15 protein-coding genes are annotated in these 14,479 nt (G+C 61.3%); 9 read left to right on the top strand and 6 right to left on the bottom strand.

Annotated features, from left to right (window positions below):
- Positions 1-122: 122 nt before the first annotated feature.
- Positions 123-1,322 carry a CaiB/BaiF CoA transferase family protein gene (locus IG629_RS09995; protein WP_193171812.1) on the bottom strand — a complete coding sequence of 400 codons (1,200 nt, stop codon included), beginning with the start codon at positions 1,320-1,322 and terminating at the stop codon, positions 123-125.
- A 406-nt stretch (positions 1,323-1,728) separates the two neighbouring features.
- Between IG629_RS09995 and IG629_RS09990 the strand changes: the two genes are divergently transcribed.
- The 9 genes from IG629_RS09990 to IG629_RS09950 all read left to right on the top strand — a co-directional run bounded on the left by IG629_RS09990 (position 1,729) and on the right by IG629_RS09950 (position 10,753).
- The gene (locus IG629_RS09990; protein ID WP_193171811.1) at positions 1,729-2,418 is read left to right on the top strand and encodes a hypothetical protein; all 690 of its coding nucleotides are present in this window, start codon (positions 1,729-1,731) and stop codon (positions 2,416-2,418) included.
- A gap of 184 nt (positions 2,419-2,602) precedes the next feature.
- On the top strand, positions 2,603-3,871 hold the full coding sequence (locus IG629_RS09985; protein ID WP_193171810.1) for an MFS transporter: 1,269 nt from the start codon (positions 2,603-2,605) through the stop codon (positions 3,869-3,871).
- 152 nt (positions 3,872-4,023) lie between these two features.
- Complete coding sequence (locus IG629_RS09980; protein ID WP_193171809.1) at positions 4,024-4,416, top strand: thiol-disulfide oxidoreductase DCC family protein; 393 nt, start codon at positions 4,024-4,026, stop codon at positions 4,414-4,416.
- 7 nt (positions 4,417-4,423) lie between these two features.
- Positions 4,424-5,134, top strand: a complete 711-nt coding sequence (locus IG629_RS09975) for an SDR family NAD(P)-dependent oxidoreductase (RefSeq protein ID WP_193171808.1) — start codon at positions 4,424-4,426, stop codon at positions 5,132-5,134.
- Positions 5,135-5,360: 226 nt separating this feature from the next.
- Positions 5,361-6,764: a class II fumarate hydratase gene (fumC, locus tag IG629_RS09970; RefSeq protein ID WP_193171807.1), complete on the top strand. Its 1,404-nt coding sequence runs from the start codon at positions 5,361-5,363 to the stop codon at positions 6,762-6,764.
- 234 nt (positions 6,765-6,998) lie between these two features.
- Positions 6,999-7,430, top strand: coding sequence for a universal stress protein (locus tag IG629_RS09965; RefSeq protein WP_028466929.1), 432 nt, complete (start codon positions 6,999-7,001; stop codon positions 7,428-7,430).
- A gap of 12 nt (positions 7,431-7,442) precedes the next feature.
- Positions 7,443-8,990 carry an alanine/glycine:cation symporter family protein gene (locus IG629_RS09960; protein ID WP_226886588.1) on the top strand — a complete coding sequence of 516 codons (1,548 nt, stop codon included), beginning with the start codon at positions 7,443-7,445 and terminating at the stop codon, positions 8,988-8,990.
- A 221-nt stretch (positions 8,991-9,211) separates the two neighbouring features.
- Positions 9,212-10,138, top strand: a complete 927-nt coding sequence (gene puuE, locus IG629_RS09955; protein ID WP_193171806.1) for an allantoinase PuuE — start codon at positions 9,212-9,214, stop codon at positions 10,136-10,138.
- Positions 10,139-10,753, top strand: a complete 615-nt coding sequence (locus IG629_RS09950) for a flavin reductase family protein (protein ID WP_193171805.1) — start codon at positions 10,139-10,141, stop codon at positions 10,751-10,753.
- On the opposite strand, the gene IG629_RS09945 is transcribed toward IG629_RS09950, so the two are convergent.
- Genes IG629_RS09945 through IG629_RS09925 form a run of 5 tightly spaced genes read right to left on the bottom strand, consistent with a single transcriptional unit; the run spans position 10,750 to position 14,453 of the window.
- A complete protein-coding gene (locus IG629_RS09945; RefSeq protein ID WP_028466927.1) occupies positions 10,750-11,136 on the bottom strand; it encodes a nuclear transport factor 2 family protein in 387 nt (128 codons plus the stop codon). The genes IG629_RS09950 and IG629_RS09945 overlap by 4 nt on opposite strands.
- Before the next feature lie 5 nt (positions 11,137-11,141).
- On the bottom strand, positions 11,142-12,041 hold the full coding sequence (locus IG629_RS09940) for an NAD-dependent epimerase/dehydratase family protein (RefSeq protein ID WP_193171804.1): 900 nt from the start codon (positions 12,039-12,041) through the stop codon (positions 11,142-11,144).
- The gene (locus tag IG629_RS09935; RefSeq protein WP_193171803.1) at positions 12,038-12,748 is read right to left on the bottom strand and encodes a hypothetical protein; all 711 of its coding nucleotides are present in this window, start codon (positions 12,746-12,748) and stop codon (positions 12,038-12,040) included. The genes IG629_RS09940 and IG629_RS09935 overlap by 4 nt, the downstream gene beginning before the upstream one ends.
- A gap of 41 nt (positions 12,749-12,789) precedes the next feature.
- Positions 12,790-13,596, bottom strand: a complete 807-nt coding sequence (locus tag IG629_RS09930) for a sugar phosphate isomerase/epimerase family protein (protein ID WP_193171802.1) — start codon at positions 13,594-13,596, stop codon at positions 12,790-12,792.
- A complete protein-coding gene (locus IG629_RS09925; protein WP_193171801.1) occupies positions 13,593-14,453 on the bottom strand; it encodes an IclR family transcriptional regulator in 861 nt (286 codons plus the stop codon). Before IG629_RS09925 ends, IG629_RS09930 begins: the two co-directional genes overlap by 4 nt.
- Between the last annotated feature and the right edge of the window lie 26 nt (positions 14,454-14,479).

Genomic DNA, 14,479 nt, shown 5'->3' with positions numbered 1-14,479 from the left:
AGCGGGAACATTGGTGACGGGGCACCCATCCATAATCCATAGACCAGCTCAATCACCCTGCCAACGAGGATCGGGAATGCAGGGCATGCAGCCCGCCTGTCTGGCCGGGATTGCCGACTTGCTCACTCCACCCCGGCGAGGATGGCGTCGATTTCGTCCGGGGTGCAGTTCAGCTCTTCCAGGATCGCGCGACTGTCCTGACCGACCCTGACCGGCGCGCTGGTCTCTGTCAGCGGGCCGTCTTCGTTGGCCAGGAACGGTGCGCCGACCATGTCGGTGTTCTCGTCAAGACCCTCACCGGACGTATTGACCAGAATGCCCCGGTGCGCGAGTTGCGGGTCCGAGAGAGCTGCTTCCAGGCCGCGTACCTGCTGCACTGCAACGCCATGTTGCTTCAGGACCGGGAGCCATTCCTCCGCAGTCCGGGCTTTCATGGCGGCCTGGACCAGATCCCGGCCGGTACCGAAATTTTCCTGCCGCGCGGTTTCCGTGGCATAGCGTGGGTCCTGCAAGTGTTCCTCCAGTCCGAGGGCACGGAAACAGGCTTCCTGTTGCGCCGATGTCAGGGTCGCCAGAAGCAGGATCCCGTTGCTTGTCTCGAAGGCGCCCGCGGTGGGTTGCGCCATCGGCGAGCCGTTGCCGAGCAGGCCCGGCAGATTGCCGCGCATCATGTAATCCGCCGCCTGGCAGGACATCATCTGAAGTGCCGTGTCGTACATCGCGACGTCGAGATACTGGCCCTCGCCGGTGACTGCGCGCCGATACAATGCGGAAGCGATCGCGTAGGCTGCCGAGATGCCGGTGGTCATATCGATCAGCATGAAACCGACGCGGGTGGGCCCGGTTTCAGGATGCCCGGTCAGGGACATCATGCCTGAATCCGCCTGCACGGCGACATCGTATGCCCGCTCAGCGCTTTTCGGGCCGCTCTGGCCGTAGCCGCTGATCGAGCAATAGACCACGTTCGGGTTGGCCGCGCGCACGCTCTCGTAATCTATGCCGAGCTTGGCGGCGACGCCCGGAACGAAGTTTTCGACGACCACATCCGCGTTCTCGACCAATTTAACCGCTGCCGCTCGCCCAACGTCGGATTTGAGGTCGAGCGCGATGCTGCGTTTGTTGAGATTGACAGTGAGGAATGCGGGAGACATCCGCTTCGCCGCCATTTCGGGATCCGTCAGCACGCCGCGCAACTGGTCCCCGTCGCCAGGCGACTCGATCTTGATGACGTCGGCATCGAGCAGGCCCAGCATCTGTGTTGCGACCGGGCCCGACAGCACGCGGCTGAAATCGATGACTCTAATGCCCTTGAATGCTCTCATGCGCCGGCTCCCTGCAGCTCTTTGCGTTTCGCAATTGTTCAACCGGAATAACGAACCCGATTGTTTGTTTCTCTTTCTCTATGATGCATGGGGTGCGGTGAGTAGTTCCGGTTTTTATACGGCTATTATGCGATGAGAGAACGGGGCGTGAGGCCGACAATCTATGCGCTTGGCTTTGCCCCTCCGTGTCGATGCCGATCATCGGTCAAAGCGCGAGATCGTGCGCCGGATCGTCAGCCCCGGTCCACGTAAACCCATGATGAGATATTCCTCGCTAGGACTTGTCTTCCTCTGGATAATCACCTTTTAAATATCGTATCCGGAAATTCCCATTTCGATTCTGCCGACCGGGGCGGAATCGTTGCGCGCCAACCTGCGTGGTTGGGCGGAAGAAAGCTGATCGTGAATGGTCAATTCATACAAAGTTCAGGTGCTTCATTTCTCCAACATCCTGGAAATAGAAGGGGCGCGGACGACACGTGATTTCGAGGCGTTGCTCGATGCCATGGAATACGGCAGTCAGTCCGGAATGAGCGACGACGAGAAGCGCGAGATGTGCATCCTGTCGCTGCAGGATCTCGAGCCCGAAGAGGCGGCGTACCAGGTGCTCAAGCACGACATGGCTGACCTTCTTCGAGACGGTCAGATGCGTAACGCAGCCGGCGAGATGCAAGACGAGAAACTTTGGGAGGAATACTCGAACTCCACCCTGCATGAACGGTTCTTCAATGCCGGAAGCCTGCTGTATGCGGCTCTTCCAAAATCGTTCCCGAAGCCCGATGCGGTTCGTCTGGAGCTTCAGGTTACGGCGGTGGGCGCAGGCGCGAAGCACCTGCTGAAGAACGTCAACAATGAGACGTTCCTGGTGCGGTTGCTGGCCGACGGTATGGACGACCACGCCATTCTGCACCGACTGTACGGAGATCAACTGTCCGGAAAGTCGTTTCCCAATGCTGCCGAGGTCGTCTGGACCGTGCGCGCGGAACCTGTTGGCGAAGACGCTGTAAAACTTGAGATCATCAGCTCCGGTTATTGGCTGGATGCTCTTGAGCGCACTAAAAGCTATGAGTCGACCGCCTATGCTGATGAAGTCTAACGCATGAACCGGCAGCCGTGAGCCGATCCTTCGCTCTCTGCTTTCCGCCTGACGCGGGCCTGTACCGAGGCTTCTTTATGCAGTCATATCCGGGCTTTGCGCTGCCCGTTGTCTCGGTTACCGTCTTCCGGAGCCGCCTTTCCGGGCGGCGCTAAAACATCATTCAGTTTAGGCCGTTTATCGAATGAAGATCGCGTCCATTCTGGCGGAGCGGGAAGTCGACAGTCCCTACGCCTGGTTCCGGCTTTCCATGTCTTTGCTGATCAGCATGATCGGCGGTGTGGGCCTGTGGTCCGTCGTGGTCATCCTGCCGGCGGTCGAAGCAGACTTCGAACTGGCGCGGGCGGATGCCTCGCTACCTTATACAGCGACCATGATCGGTTTCGCTATTGGCGGCATCCTGATGGGCCGGCTGGCTGATCGCTACGGCATCGTGGTGCCGCTGCGTTTCGGCGCTATCGCACTGGCGCTCGGCTATTTTCTCTCCGCCCATGCGGAAAATCTATGGCAGTTCGTACTGCTTCAGGGGCTTCTGGTCGGCATGCTCGGCAGTTCGGCCAGCTTCGGGCCGGTGATCTCTGACGTTACCCACTGGTTCCAGCGCCGTCGCGGCATAGCTGTGGCGATCGGGGCCAGCGGTAGCTATCTCGCCGGCACGATCTGGCCTCCCGTGGTGCAGTATTTTGTCGACACGCAGGGCTGGCGCGACACGCACATGATTATCGCGGGCGTCTGCCTGTGCACCCTTCTGCCGCTTTCGGCGGCTTTACGCGAACGCAGCCCGTCTGTGCCTGCGCCGCTACCGGGAAGGCCTGCCCAACCACCGACCGCACCGGCCCTGGAAAGTGCCGGAAGCCCCTTGTCTGGCCGCGCCGTGCAGGGCTTGCTTCTGGTCGCCGGCCTCAGCTGCTGTGTCGCCATGGCGATGCCCCAGGTCCATATCGTCGCCTATTGCGGCGATCTGGGTTACGGCACGGCGCGCGGTGCGGAAATGCTCTCCCTGATGCTGGCAACGGGCATAGTCAGCCGTCTTGTCTTCGGCTGGCTTGCCGACCGGATCGGCGCCTTGCCGACGCTGATCGTATCCTCGGTCATGCAGGGCCTGTCGCTGCTGCTGTTCCTGCCCTTTACCGGATTGATTTCCCTTTATGCCGTCTCCGCCCTGTTCGGTCTGGCACAGGGTGGCATTGTGCCGACCTATGCGCTGGTCGTGCGGCGGTTTTTCCCTGCGGCCGAGGCTGGAACCCGGGTGGGGCTTGTACTATCGGCAACGTTGCTCGGCATGGCGCTTGGCGGCTGGATGTCGGGAAAAATCTACGATCTGACCCTGTCTTACGACGCCGCTTTCCTGAACGGCGTGGCCTGGAACCTCCTCAATCTTTCGGTCGCTTTCTTCCTTTGGCTGCAGCTCGACAGGAGAGGGCCCGCGCGGCGGGCCGTCGAGACTGCCTGAAGCAAGAAACGGCTTGGTGAGCTGTATTGCTGCCGGTCCAATCCCGAGCCATTGATGGCCTGCTCCGGCAGGCTGCAAAAAAGATCCGTCGCCAGCACAGCAGCGTAAGACTTCATGCGAGGTCAGCACCAGTACATTGAGCGAGGCGGAAAATGGCGGACACGGAAAGTCGAACAGTTGTCTTCTTTGACGGCTCCTGTCCTCTCTGCCAGTCCGAAATCCATATGTACCGGCAGCATGATGTGCAGGGGGCGCTATGTCTTGTGGATGTGTCCGATTCCAATGCCGTAATGCCGCCGGCCCTCGACAGGGAAACGGCGATGAGGCGTTTCCACATCATCGGGAAAGACGGACAGATACACTCAGGCGCCGCCGCTTTCGTCGAGGTCTGGCGACAATTGCCGGGATGGAGGTGGGTGGCCAAAATTGCATCGCTACCGGGCCTGACGCCGCTGCTTGAGTATGGCTACCGTCTGTTCCTGCCGATACGTCCGTGGCTCGCACAGATGTTCCAGCGCGTTCGAGACCTGATCCGGAAAGACTAGACCTGCAATGAGCAAGTTTGAATCCTTTACGCCCGGTGGGGTGGCCGTCGTGATCGGCGCGTCCGGCGGAATTGGCTCGGCGCTGTTCTCTGCCTTGAACGAGACGGGCCGTTTCAAGACTGTTCTCGGTTTCAGTCGCCGCAGTCCTCTTCCCATTGATCTTGCCGACGAGGCCAGCCTGGAACGTGCGGCAAAGGCGGCTGCCGCGGATGGGGAGATTCGACTGGTTATCGATGCGACCGGATTTCTTCATCAGGGCGGCGAGGGGCCCGAGAAAACCTGGCGTGAGCTCGACGCGCAGAAACTCGCGACCGCTTTTGCCATAAATGCGATTGGGCCGGCCCTGCTCATGAAACATTTTCTGCCGAGACTCCCACGCACCGGAAAAACGGTCTTTGCAACATTGTCTGCGCGGGTCGGGTCCATTGGCGATAACCGTCTCGGTGGCTGGTATGGCTATCGTGCCTCGAAAGCGGCGCTCAATCAGTTTGTCCGGACAGCGTCCGTCGAGCTGGCCCGCCGCGCTCCGGAAGCTGTTTGCGTCGCTTTGCATCCGGGAACGGTCGACACTCATTTGTCCGTACCCTTTGCAAAACAGGGACTGGACCTGCACAGCCCGGATGCCGCTGCCGCCAATCTGCTCTCTGTTCTTGATCGTCTGAATAAGGAAGACACAGGCGGTTTTTTCGATTGGCAAGGCGCTCGCGTCCCTTGGTGACATCAGGGCCGGTACATGTTGATAATCCGCAATGACGCGCGTCTTGACCGCGGCACACTTGCGCAATGGCGTCATTGCGGGCATTCCAGGTGAAGACGATCCGTGGCTCAACGCGGACGGGGCCTGAGTTCGCCGGACGCGAGAGTTTGACGCGGCGCCATGGTCCGGGGAGTGAGGCTGGTCGGAAAATTTACCGAACCCACAGGGTGCATTCGGAGAGTCTTTCATGACCGATACACGCATTGAAACCGACACTATGGGCGAGATGTCCGTTCCGGCGGACCGTTACTGGGGAGCCCAGACCCAGCGATCCCTGCAAAATTTCAAGATCGGCAGGGAGCGGATGCCGTCGGCGCTGATCCGCGCCTTCGCGATCCAGAAGAAGGCCGCGGCGCTGGCCAATATGGACCTTGGCAAACTGGCTCCTGAGCTTGGCAGGGCTATGGTAGTCGCCGCCGACGAGGTGATCGCGGGCACGCTCGACGACCATTTTCCGCTGGTGGTCTGGCAGACAGGCTCCGGCACCCAGACGAACATGAACCTCAATGAGGTGATCTCCAACCGGGCCATCGAGCTGATGGGCGGCGTTATCGGCAGCAAGCAGCCGGTGCATCCGAACGATCACGTTAATATGGGGCAAAGCTCGAACGACAGTTTCCCGACCGCCATGTCGATTGCCGGCGTGCTCGAGATCGACCGGGCTCTGCTACCGGCGTTGCAGGAGTTTCATGCGGCGCTGCGGGCAAAAGCGGAGGAATTCTCGGGGATCGTCAAGATCGGCCGGACCCATCTGCAGGACGCGACGCCGGTAACGTTGGGTCAGGAGTTCTCCGGCTATGCCCGGCAGATCGAGCTCGGGATCGAACGGGTGCGCGGTGCGTTACCGCGGCTGATGGAGCTTGCCCAGGGCGGCACTGCGGTCGGCACCGGTCTGAACGCGGCTCCGGGCTTCGCCGAGGCGTTCGTCGAGAGGGTCCGGGAGCTGACCGGTCTGCCCTTCACCAGCGCGGTGAACAAATTCGAGGCGCTGGCGGCGCATGACGCCATTGTCGAGATGTCGGGCACCCTCAATGTTCTCGCCGCGAGCTGCATGAAGATCGCGAACGATATCCGCATGCTCGGCAGCGGCCCCCGCAGCGGGCTTGGAGAGCTGCAATTGCCCGCGAACGAGCCGGGCTCGTCGATCATGCCGGGCAAGGTCAATCCGACCCAGTCCGAGTCCCTGACGCAGGTCTGCGCCCAGGTGATGGGTAATCACACCACCATCACTGTCGCCGGGGCGACGGGGCATTTCGAGCTGAACGTCTTCAAGCCGGTGATGATCTTCAATCTGTTGCAGTCGGTCGCGCTCCTCGCCGATGGCACTCGTAGTTTTTCCGAGAACTGCGTTGTCGGGATCGAGGCCAACGAGGAGCGTATCCAGCAATTGATGGAGCAGTCCCTGATGCTAGTGACGGCGCTCAATCCGCATATCGGCTACGACAAGGCGGCCCAGATTGCCAAGAAGGCCTTCGCGGACGGAACCAGCCTCAAGCAGGCGGCAACCGGGCTCGGTCTGGTGACGGCGGAAGAATACGACGCCTGGGTGAGACCTGAAAACATGGTCGGAAACAAGCCCGGTCATTCATAAGCGGGGCTGACCCGGTTCATAAGCACGTTTAGCGTGTCTTTTATGCGCTCGACGTTGCCGTTATCCGGCGGCGTCGAGCGAGTCAAAAAGCTCCGTTTTCCGGTCTATTTGCTTCTTTTTTTAGCGAAACAAGGGCGTCGCTTTGGCGATAGACCGTTTTCCTGGCTTGACCTAAGCTGACCATAACAACCGATAGGAGATTATCCTTTCGGAATACGAACAGGGGGTATCAGAATGAAGTTGATTATCGGGCTGGACGGCCACGGTTCTGGCGAACGCGCGTTAAAGTTCGGACAGAATTTGGCGTCTGTTACGGGAAATTGCGAGCTTCTGATTGTCTACGTGATCGAATGGTCGCCTTTCTCTTTTCAGACACCTGAAGAAAATGCCGAGCGTCACAAACGACGTGAAGAGGAAATCGCCCTGGCGATGGAACGGGTTGTTGCCCCGGCGCTCGAGAGCTTGAAAAAGGCCGGTATGAACGCGCGCGGCATGGTCCGCCACGGCAATGTCGCCGATACATTGAACGCCGTCGCAAGCGACGAGAAGGCAGATCAGATCATCGTGGGAAGGGCCTCCGAAGGGGGCATCGCGAGCCGGATTTTCGGCAGCGCTACCGCGAATTTGGTCATGCATGCCGACGTGCCTGTCACGGTCGTTGCTTGAGAGGGGGCGATAATGAAAAGATTTAATCTGGGGGCAATGTTCGCATTGCTCATGGGGGTGATCAGCACCCCGGCTCTCGCGCAGGAAGCTGAAAGCCTGGATGCAAAGGTCAATGCGATCTTCGCAACAATCACGGGCCCGTTTGTCAGTCTTATCTTTGCTCCGATCCCGGGGACCAGCTTTCCCTGGATCGTGATGTGGCTGGTAATCGCCGCGACGGTATTCACGCTCTATTTCGGCTTCGTGCAGTTCCGGTACTTCAAGCATTCGATCGAACTTGTGAAAGGCGATTATGCCGATCCGAACGATGCTGGTGAGGTCAGCCACTTCCAGGCTCTGGCCACCGCGTTGTCCGGGACGGTTGGTCTCGGAAATATTGCAGGTGTTGCCGTTGCCGTCGGGATCGGCGGTCCGGGGGCGACATTCTGGATGATCCTTGCCGGTCTGATGGGGATGGCCTCCAAGTTCACCGAATGTACGCTCGGTGTGAAATACCGGAATGAGTACGCAGACGGCACCGTCTCCGGTGGCCCGATGTATTACATCTCCAAGGGCTTTGCCGAAAAGGGACTTCCCGGCGGCAAGATCCTGGCGGTTCTGTTCGCGATCTTCTGCATTCTCGGTGCATTGGGCGGCGGGAACATGTTCCAAGCCAATCAGGCTCACGCCCAGATCTCCGGCATTCTCGGCGACTATCCGGGCTGGATCACCGGTCTGATCTTCGCGGCAGTTGTCTTCGCCGTCATCGTCGGTGGTGTGAAATCGATCGCCCGTGTGACCGAGAAAGTCGTGCCGTTCATGGGCATTCTCTATGTCGCGGCGGCGGTGATCATTCTGGCGGTGAATTACGACAATATCGGCTGGGCATTCGGCCAGATCTTCGAGGGCGCATTCACCGGTCTCGGGATTGCCGGCGGTTTTGTCGGGGCCCTGATCCAGGGCTTCAAGCGCGCCGCCTTCTCGAACGAGGCCGGCGTCGGCTCGGCCGCTATCGCGCACTCCGCGGTGCGGACGAAAGAGCCGATTACGGAAGGCTTTGTCTCCCTGCTGGAGCCGTTCATCGATACGGTGGTGATCTGCACGATGACGGCCCTGGTGATCACGATCTCCGGCCAGCTGATCTCTGACCCGGCAACGGGGAACTACATGCTCAACGGCAACCACATCGCGACGGTGGACGGAAATACGGGCGTTGCCTTGACGTCCGCCGCCTTCGGCTCTGCGGTGAGCTGGTTCCCGTACGTTCTGGCAATCGCGGTCATCCTGTTTGCGTTCTCGACCATGATTTCCTGGTCCTATTACGGGCTGAAAAGCTGGACTTATCTGTTCGGCGAAGGGAAGACGGCGGAGCTCGTGTTCAAGCTGATCTTCTGCGTTTTCGTGGTGATCGGTGCGGCCGCGAATCTCGGCCCGGTGATCGACTTCTCCGACGCGGCGATCTTCGCCATGGCGGTGGTCAACATCATCGGCCTCTACTTCCTGATGGGCGTCGTGAAGAACGAGATGACGTCCTATGTCGAGCGTCTGAAGTCGGGCGAGATCAAGAAGTTCAAGAAATAGACGGCGTTCACAACGTCTGATCTGCTTGAGATCGGAGGAGGCACTCGAAAGGGTGCCTCCTTTTTTTGTTGGGACCGACAAGCGCTCTTTGCCGAGGGCGACCGGGTTGCCCTTGCGGCGTTACGATACTCAATTCATCCTGATCATCTCCAACGGGCAATGGCCCGCTCGCGAATGTGTCCTGTCTCCTTCTCCCCGCTGTAATGCGAACGAGGTAAAAAATGTCCGACCAGTATCCCCGCGACATGAACGGCTACGCGGGCCAGACTCCTGATCCGAAATGGCCGGGCAAGGCGCGGATTGCGGTCAATTTCGTCCTCAATATCGAGGAGGGGTCGGAGACGAATGTCCTGCATGGCGACGCGCGCAACGAAGGCGGCCTGTCCGAGGTCGTCGGGGGGAGACACCCGGCCGGAAAGCGCGATCTCGGGTTGGAGAGCCTGTACGACTACGGCCCGCGGGCTGGAGCCTGGCGCGTCCTGCGCCTGTTCCGGGAGCGCGGCATTCCGATGACAATATTCGGCTGTGCCCTGGCGCTGGAGAGGGCGCCGGCCTTGACGGAGGCTTTTGCCGAGGCCGGGTACGACATCGCCGGCCATGGCTGGCGATGGGTCAATCAATATGAGCTGGACGAGGCCACTGAGCGTGAGCATATCGAAAAGGCGATCGAGAGCATCCGGCGCCTGACCGGGGACCGGCCCTACGGCTGGTACTGCCGCTATGCACCGAGCGACAATACGCGGCGCCTCCTCGTGGAGGAGGGCGGCTTCCTCTACGATTCAGATTCCTATTCCGACGATTTGCCGTATTGGGAACGCGTCGCGGGCAAAGACCACCTGGTAATTCCCTATACGCTGGACACCAATGACGTGAAGTTCGGTGCGCCGGCCTCCTACGGTTCCGGCCATGACTTCTTCAATCATCTGAAAGACAGTTTCGACCAGTTGTACGAAGAGGGGGCGGACGCCCCGAAGATGTTGTCCATCGGCCTGCACACGCGCCTGGTCGGTCGCCCGGGACGGGCGCGGGCGCTGGCCCGGTTTCTGGACCATGTGCTGTCGCACAGTGATGTCTGGGTCACGCGCCGGGTCGATATCGCGCGGCACTGGATCGCCCACCATTCTCCTGTCACAAAACGGAACCCGTAAATGAAGACCTTCAATCTGGCCGATCTCTCGGCGACGGATGCCTACAAGCTGCTGCGCAATGTGGTGACCCCGCGTCCCATCGCCCTGGTGACCACGATTGATGAGGCCGGGGTCGTCAATGCCGCGCCGTTCTCTTTCTTCAATGCCATCGCCTTTGATCCCTGCATGGTGGTTCTCGGGCTGGAAGCGCGGCCGGACGGTTCCCCGAAGGACACTTCGCGGAACATCCGCGATAGCCGGGAGTTTGTGGTCAATATCGTTGACCGGGCCATGGCGGAGAAGATGAACGCCTGCTCGACGCCCCTGCCGCATGGCGAGTCCGAGATTCCGCTCGCCGGGTTCACGGTGGAGCCGTCCCAGACCATCAAACCGCCCCGCATTGCCGAGGCGCCGGTCGCTCTGGAATGCACACGGCACACGACGCTTGAGTTGGGCAACCGGCGCGAGATCGTTGTCGGTGAGGTGCAGAGCATCTCCGTCCGCGATGCGCTGGTGCTCGACGAGGAGAAGCTCCATATCGACCATATCGGACTGGATACAATCGGGCGGCTGGGCGCGAACCTCTATGCGACCAGCCGGGATACCTTCGAGATGAAGCGCCCGGACGGCCGCTAGGGCTTGCGTTCCAGGGTGTTCTCGCCGGCCATGTAGACGGCGACCGTATCGAACTTTCCGTTCTTCAGGGTGAAGAAGTTGCAGTTCGATTTATGGACCTGTGTGCCGTCATGCAGCGTGTTGACGACCCGGAAACGTGCCGCGATCGCACCGTTCTCCGGGTCACAGACAAATTGGAAGTTGTCATGAAGAACGGCTTTGTGACGGCTCCATAGCTGCGTCATCATCCCGCCGATTTCGGCATGACCGTTGAGCGCGACATCGTGGGTTTCGACGGAAAAGCGGCAGTCCTCCGTCAGGGTCGCAAGCACCTGGTCCAGGTCCTCTCCGTCCACGCCGGAAAAGTAGCTCTGAACCAAGGCAATCAGCGCGTCGCGCGTCATGGTGCTCACGCGTTCCGGCCGGGACGGTAGTGCGCGATGGTCTGCGCGATACCGTCCTTCAGGGATGTGCGTGGCAGTGGCCCCAGCAGATCCTCGGTCGGGGTCCGCTCCATGTGCGCCGGGATCGGCAGGAGAGGGCCGTCCCAGTTGATCCGGGCGCCCGGCACCTGATCCTGGATGGCCTCGGCGATGGCGCTGACATCCACCATCTCGCCGGACAGAGTGATGACATGGGCGCCCTCGAAAGGCTTCAGGGCCGCCGCTTCGCAGAGCGCCGCCACATCGTCCACGAAGATCAGATCCGCCGCGCCGGAATAGCCGATTGTGTAGGGCCGTCCCGCCACAGCCTCGCGGCAGGCCACCGAAGGACCGGCGGAGATGCCTGTTTCCCGGGCCGGGCCGTAGACGATGGCCGGGCGGAAACCGATGCTGGAAATGCCGGATTCTATCCAGTAGGCCCGGGCGCAGCCTTCGCAAGCAAGCTTGTAGGCACCGTAATGGGTAACCGGGCTCAGATCCGCGGCGTCATCCGGCGCCAGTGCGGAGGCGCTGCTGGCATAGGCGATGCCGCGCATGCCTTCCGCTTTCGCTGCCTCGAAGACGTTGAGTGTGCCGATCAGGTTCACCTGCGCGCCGAGCACCGGATTAGCGGCGCAGTCCGGGGTCAGCAGGGCGGCGAGGTGAACCGCGAAGCCGCAGCCGCGCGCCGCCTCCCGGACCCGGTCCGTGTCGGTAATGTCGCCGCTCACCCAGTCGATATCGCCCGCTTCATCGCCGATGATCTCCCGCAGGATGGAGCGGTCTTCCTTGCGGTCGAACACCCGGGCTTCGATACCGCGCGCATTCAGTCGCTTGATGAGCCATGCGCCGAGGAAACCGCCGCCACCCGTGATCAGGACCTTCATCGCGCGCCCTCCGTGCCAGCCATATCTGCGGCAGTGAGCTGATAGGCGAGGTTGTAGACGATCGTTTGCGGGTTGCTGACGCCGATACTGCTCTCAGCGATGACTGCCTGGAACTCAGGGACGGAGGCCTCCAGTTCAGGCGCGCCACTGCCCTCGATCAGGACGACGACGTCGAATTCCTTCTCCGCCATGCCGGGCCGGAGCTCGGTCTCCCTGGTCTTCACTCCGGAGACTTCCGTTCGGGCGAGACCGATATGAACGCCGCAGGCGCCGGTGACCTTCAGCAGGACGTCGGCGAGGGACTGCGCCCCAGTGCGAACCTTGTCCGCTCCGGACCCGTCCGCGAAATCGAGACGGATCGTGGCCATCGCACCGCCTTCGCCCACACCGGCCGACGCAACCCTGTCGCAGGCCACGCGCAGGAAATTGCGGAAGGTCGGCTGCACCTTGTTGGACCAGTCGGTCGGATTGTTAAGCCGTTCGAGATAGGCGCGCGAACGGAACACTTCGACAGTCTCGCCGCCATAAACCGTGCCGTAGCGGTAGCGCGGAACATCGTGATTGATCAGCCGCTTGCCGATGGTGAAGCCGGGGATCGACAGCCGCTCGGGCATATGCTCACGGGTATGCCATTCCATGTATTCGGTCTGGGATGGCGGGTCGATATCGTGCCAAAGCGCCAGAAAGGCGCTGCCGGTCAAAGCCATGTCGTTTCACTCCCTTGGTTTCTTGCTGGTTGTCTCTGCCTTCAGTCGCCGAGCAGGATCTTCGTTGCCTGCAATGCACGCCGGGCGATCTCTGAGGCACCGATGGTTTCGGCCAGAGCATGGTTCGGAACCTCGACGCTGACGGTCATGTCCTTCGGGATCAGGGCGGCGATGGAGGCGAGATCGATGCCGCCGTCTCCGGGGATAAGTCGTGCCGTCCGGGCAACCCTGATCAGTTCCGCGTCTGACGGGTCATAAGGCACCGGTCCGTCGCAGATCTGCACATAGTTCATCAGGTCCGGCGGCAGGGCGGCGAACTCTTCCAGGGTTGAGCCGCAGCGGTCGAAATGCAGGCTGTCGAACAGGACGGCTGCGGATGGATGATCGGCTGCCTCGACCATGCGCCTTGCATGGGCCAGATCCTTCACCCCGGTCCAAGGCATGAATTCGAGATCGGCTGTCAGGCGGTAGGTGCCGAGCCGGGCGCAAAGGGCGGTGTAGCTATCCTGGCTGCGAACGGGATCGAGATCGTCGACGGCGACCAGCACATGCCGTGCACCAAGCTCGGCGATCCGGTTGAGAAACGGTGTGAAATCTTCGATTTTCGTTTCGGCGTTCAGGCGGATCATTTCCGCGTCGGCCATGGTGATCCCTGTGTCGCGGAGTGCCGCCTTCACCTCGCGCAGCAGGGCGTCGTCCGTGAGCAGCGGAAAGAGGCTGTCGCCGGGGCCGGCCGGCAGCAGCCGGAAGCTCACCATGTGGTAGCCGTGCTCGGCGGCGATGCCGACGGCGGATACAGGATTGACGCCATTGCCGGTCAGGTAGGCGAGGGAATAGGCGCGTGTCATTGCGATCTTGCCGATTTTGCTGGGGGTTGGGCCGGGGGCTGATCCGATATCCCGCCATATTCATGGCCCAGACGGCTGAAGAATTGCGACGCATCGGCTGCGGCCGAAAGTTCGGCGGCAGCCTCGGCCAATACCGGCGCCAGGCTGGTGACACGTGCCTTGTCTAGCCGGACCGATGGCCCTGCGATTGACAGGCAACCGACCACGGGGCCGGCGTTTCCGAACCGGACCGGCACCGCCATCGCCGCCATGCCGATCATGTAGCTGTTGATGGTCAGGGCGTAACCGTTTGCGCGGGCTTCGCTCAGGGCGGCGAGCAATGCCGTCAGGCTTGCCGGGGCGCCGGGTCCCGACTCGTATCCGGTCGGTGTCAGGCCCTGCCGGCTGATCAGCGCAATCGCGTTCTCATCGCTCATACTGGCGAGCCATGCCTGCCCGCCCGCCGTGCTGGCGAGATGCAGCGATACGCCCTGCTCGCGCCCCGGGTCGTAGCGCAGACCGCCTGTTGCCCCCTGTGCGACGGCGACCCAGACCAGCCTGTCCCCGTCGATGACGGAGAGCCGGATCAATTCGGTACTTGCCGCCGCCAGCCGGTCGAGAATGGGCTGTGCGATGTCTGTCACCCCGGACCGGCCGAGAAAGCCGAGACCGAGGGCTGAGAGCTTCACGCTGAGCAGATAATCGCCCTGCTCACGCGCCTGCCGGACATAGCCGAGCCGGGCCAACTCTTTCAGCTGCCGGTGCACGCCGGAAACCGGCATGTCGAGCGCGGAAGCGATGCCGCTTACCGGCATGCCACCCGGGTGGCCGACCATCAGCTCGAGAATGCGAAGGCCGCGTTCGAGGGCGCTGCTCACTGCTCAACTCCGTTCATTGTCGCGAC

The organism is Nisaea nitritireducens (assembly GCF_014904795.1).
GTDB classification, from domain to species: domain Bacteria; phylum Pseudomonadota; class Alphaproteobacteria; order Thalassobaculales; family Thalassobaculaceae; genus Nisaea; species Nisaea nitritireducens.
This window is presented reverse-complemented; position numbering and strand designations above follow the sequence as displayed.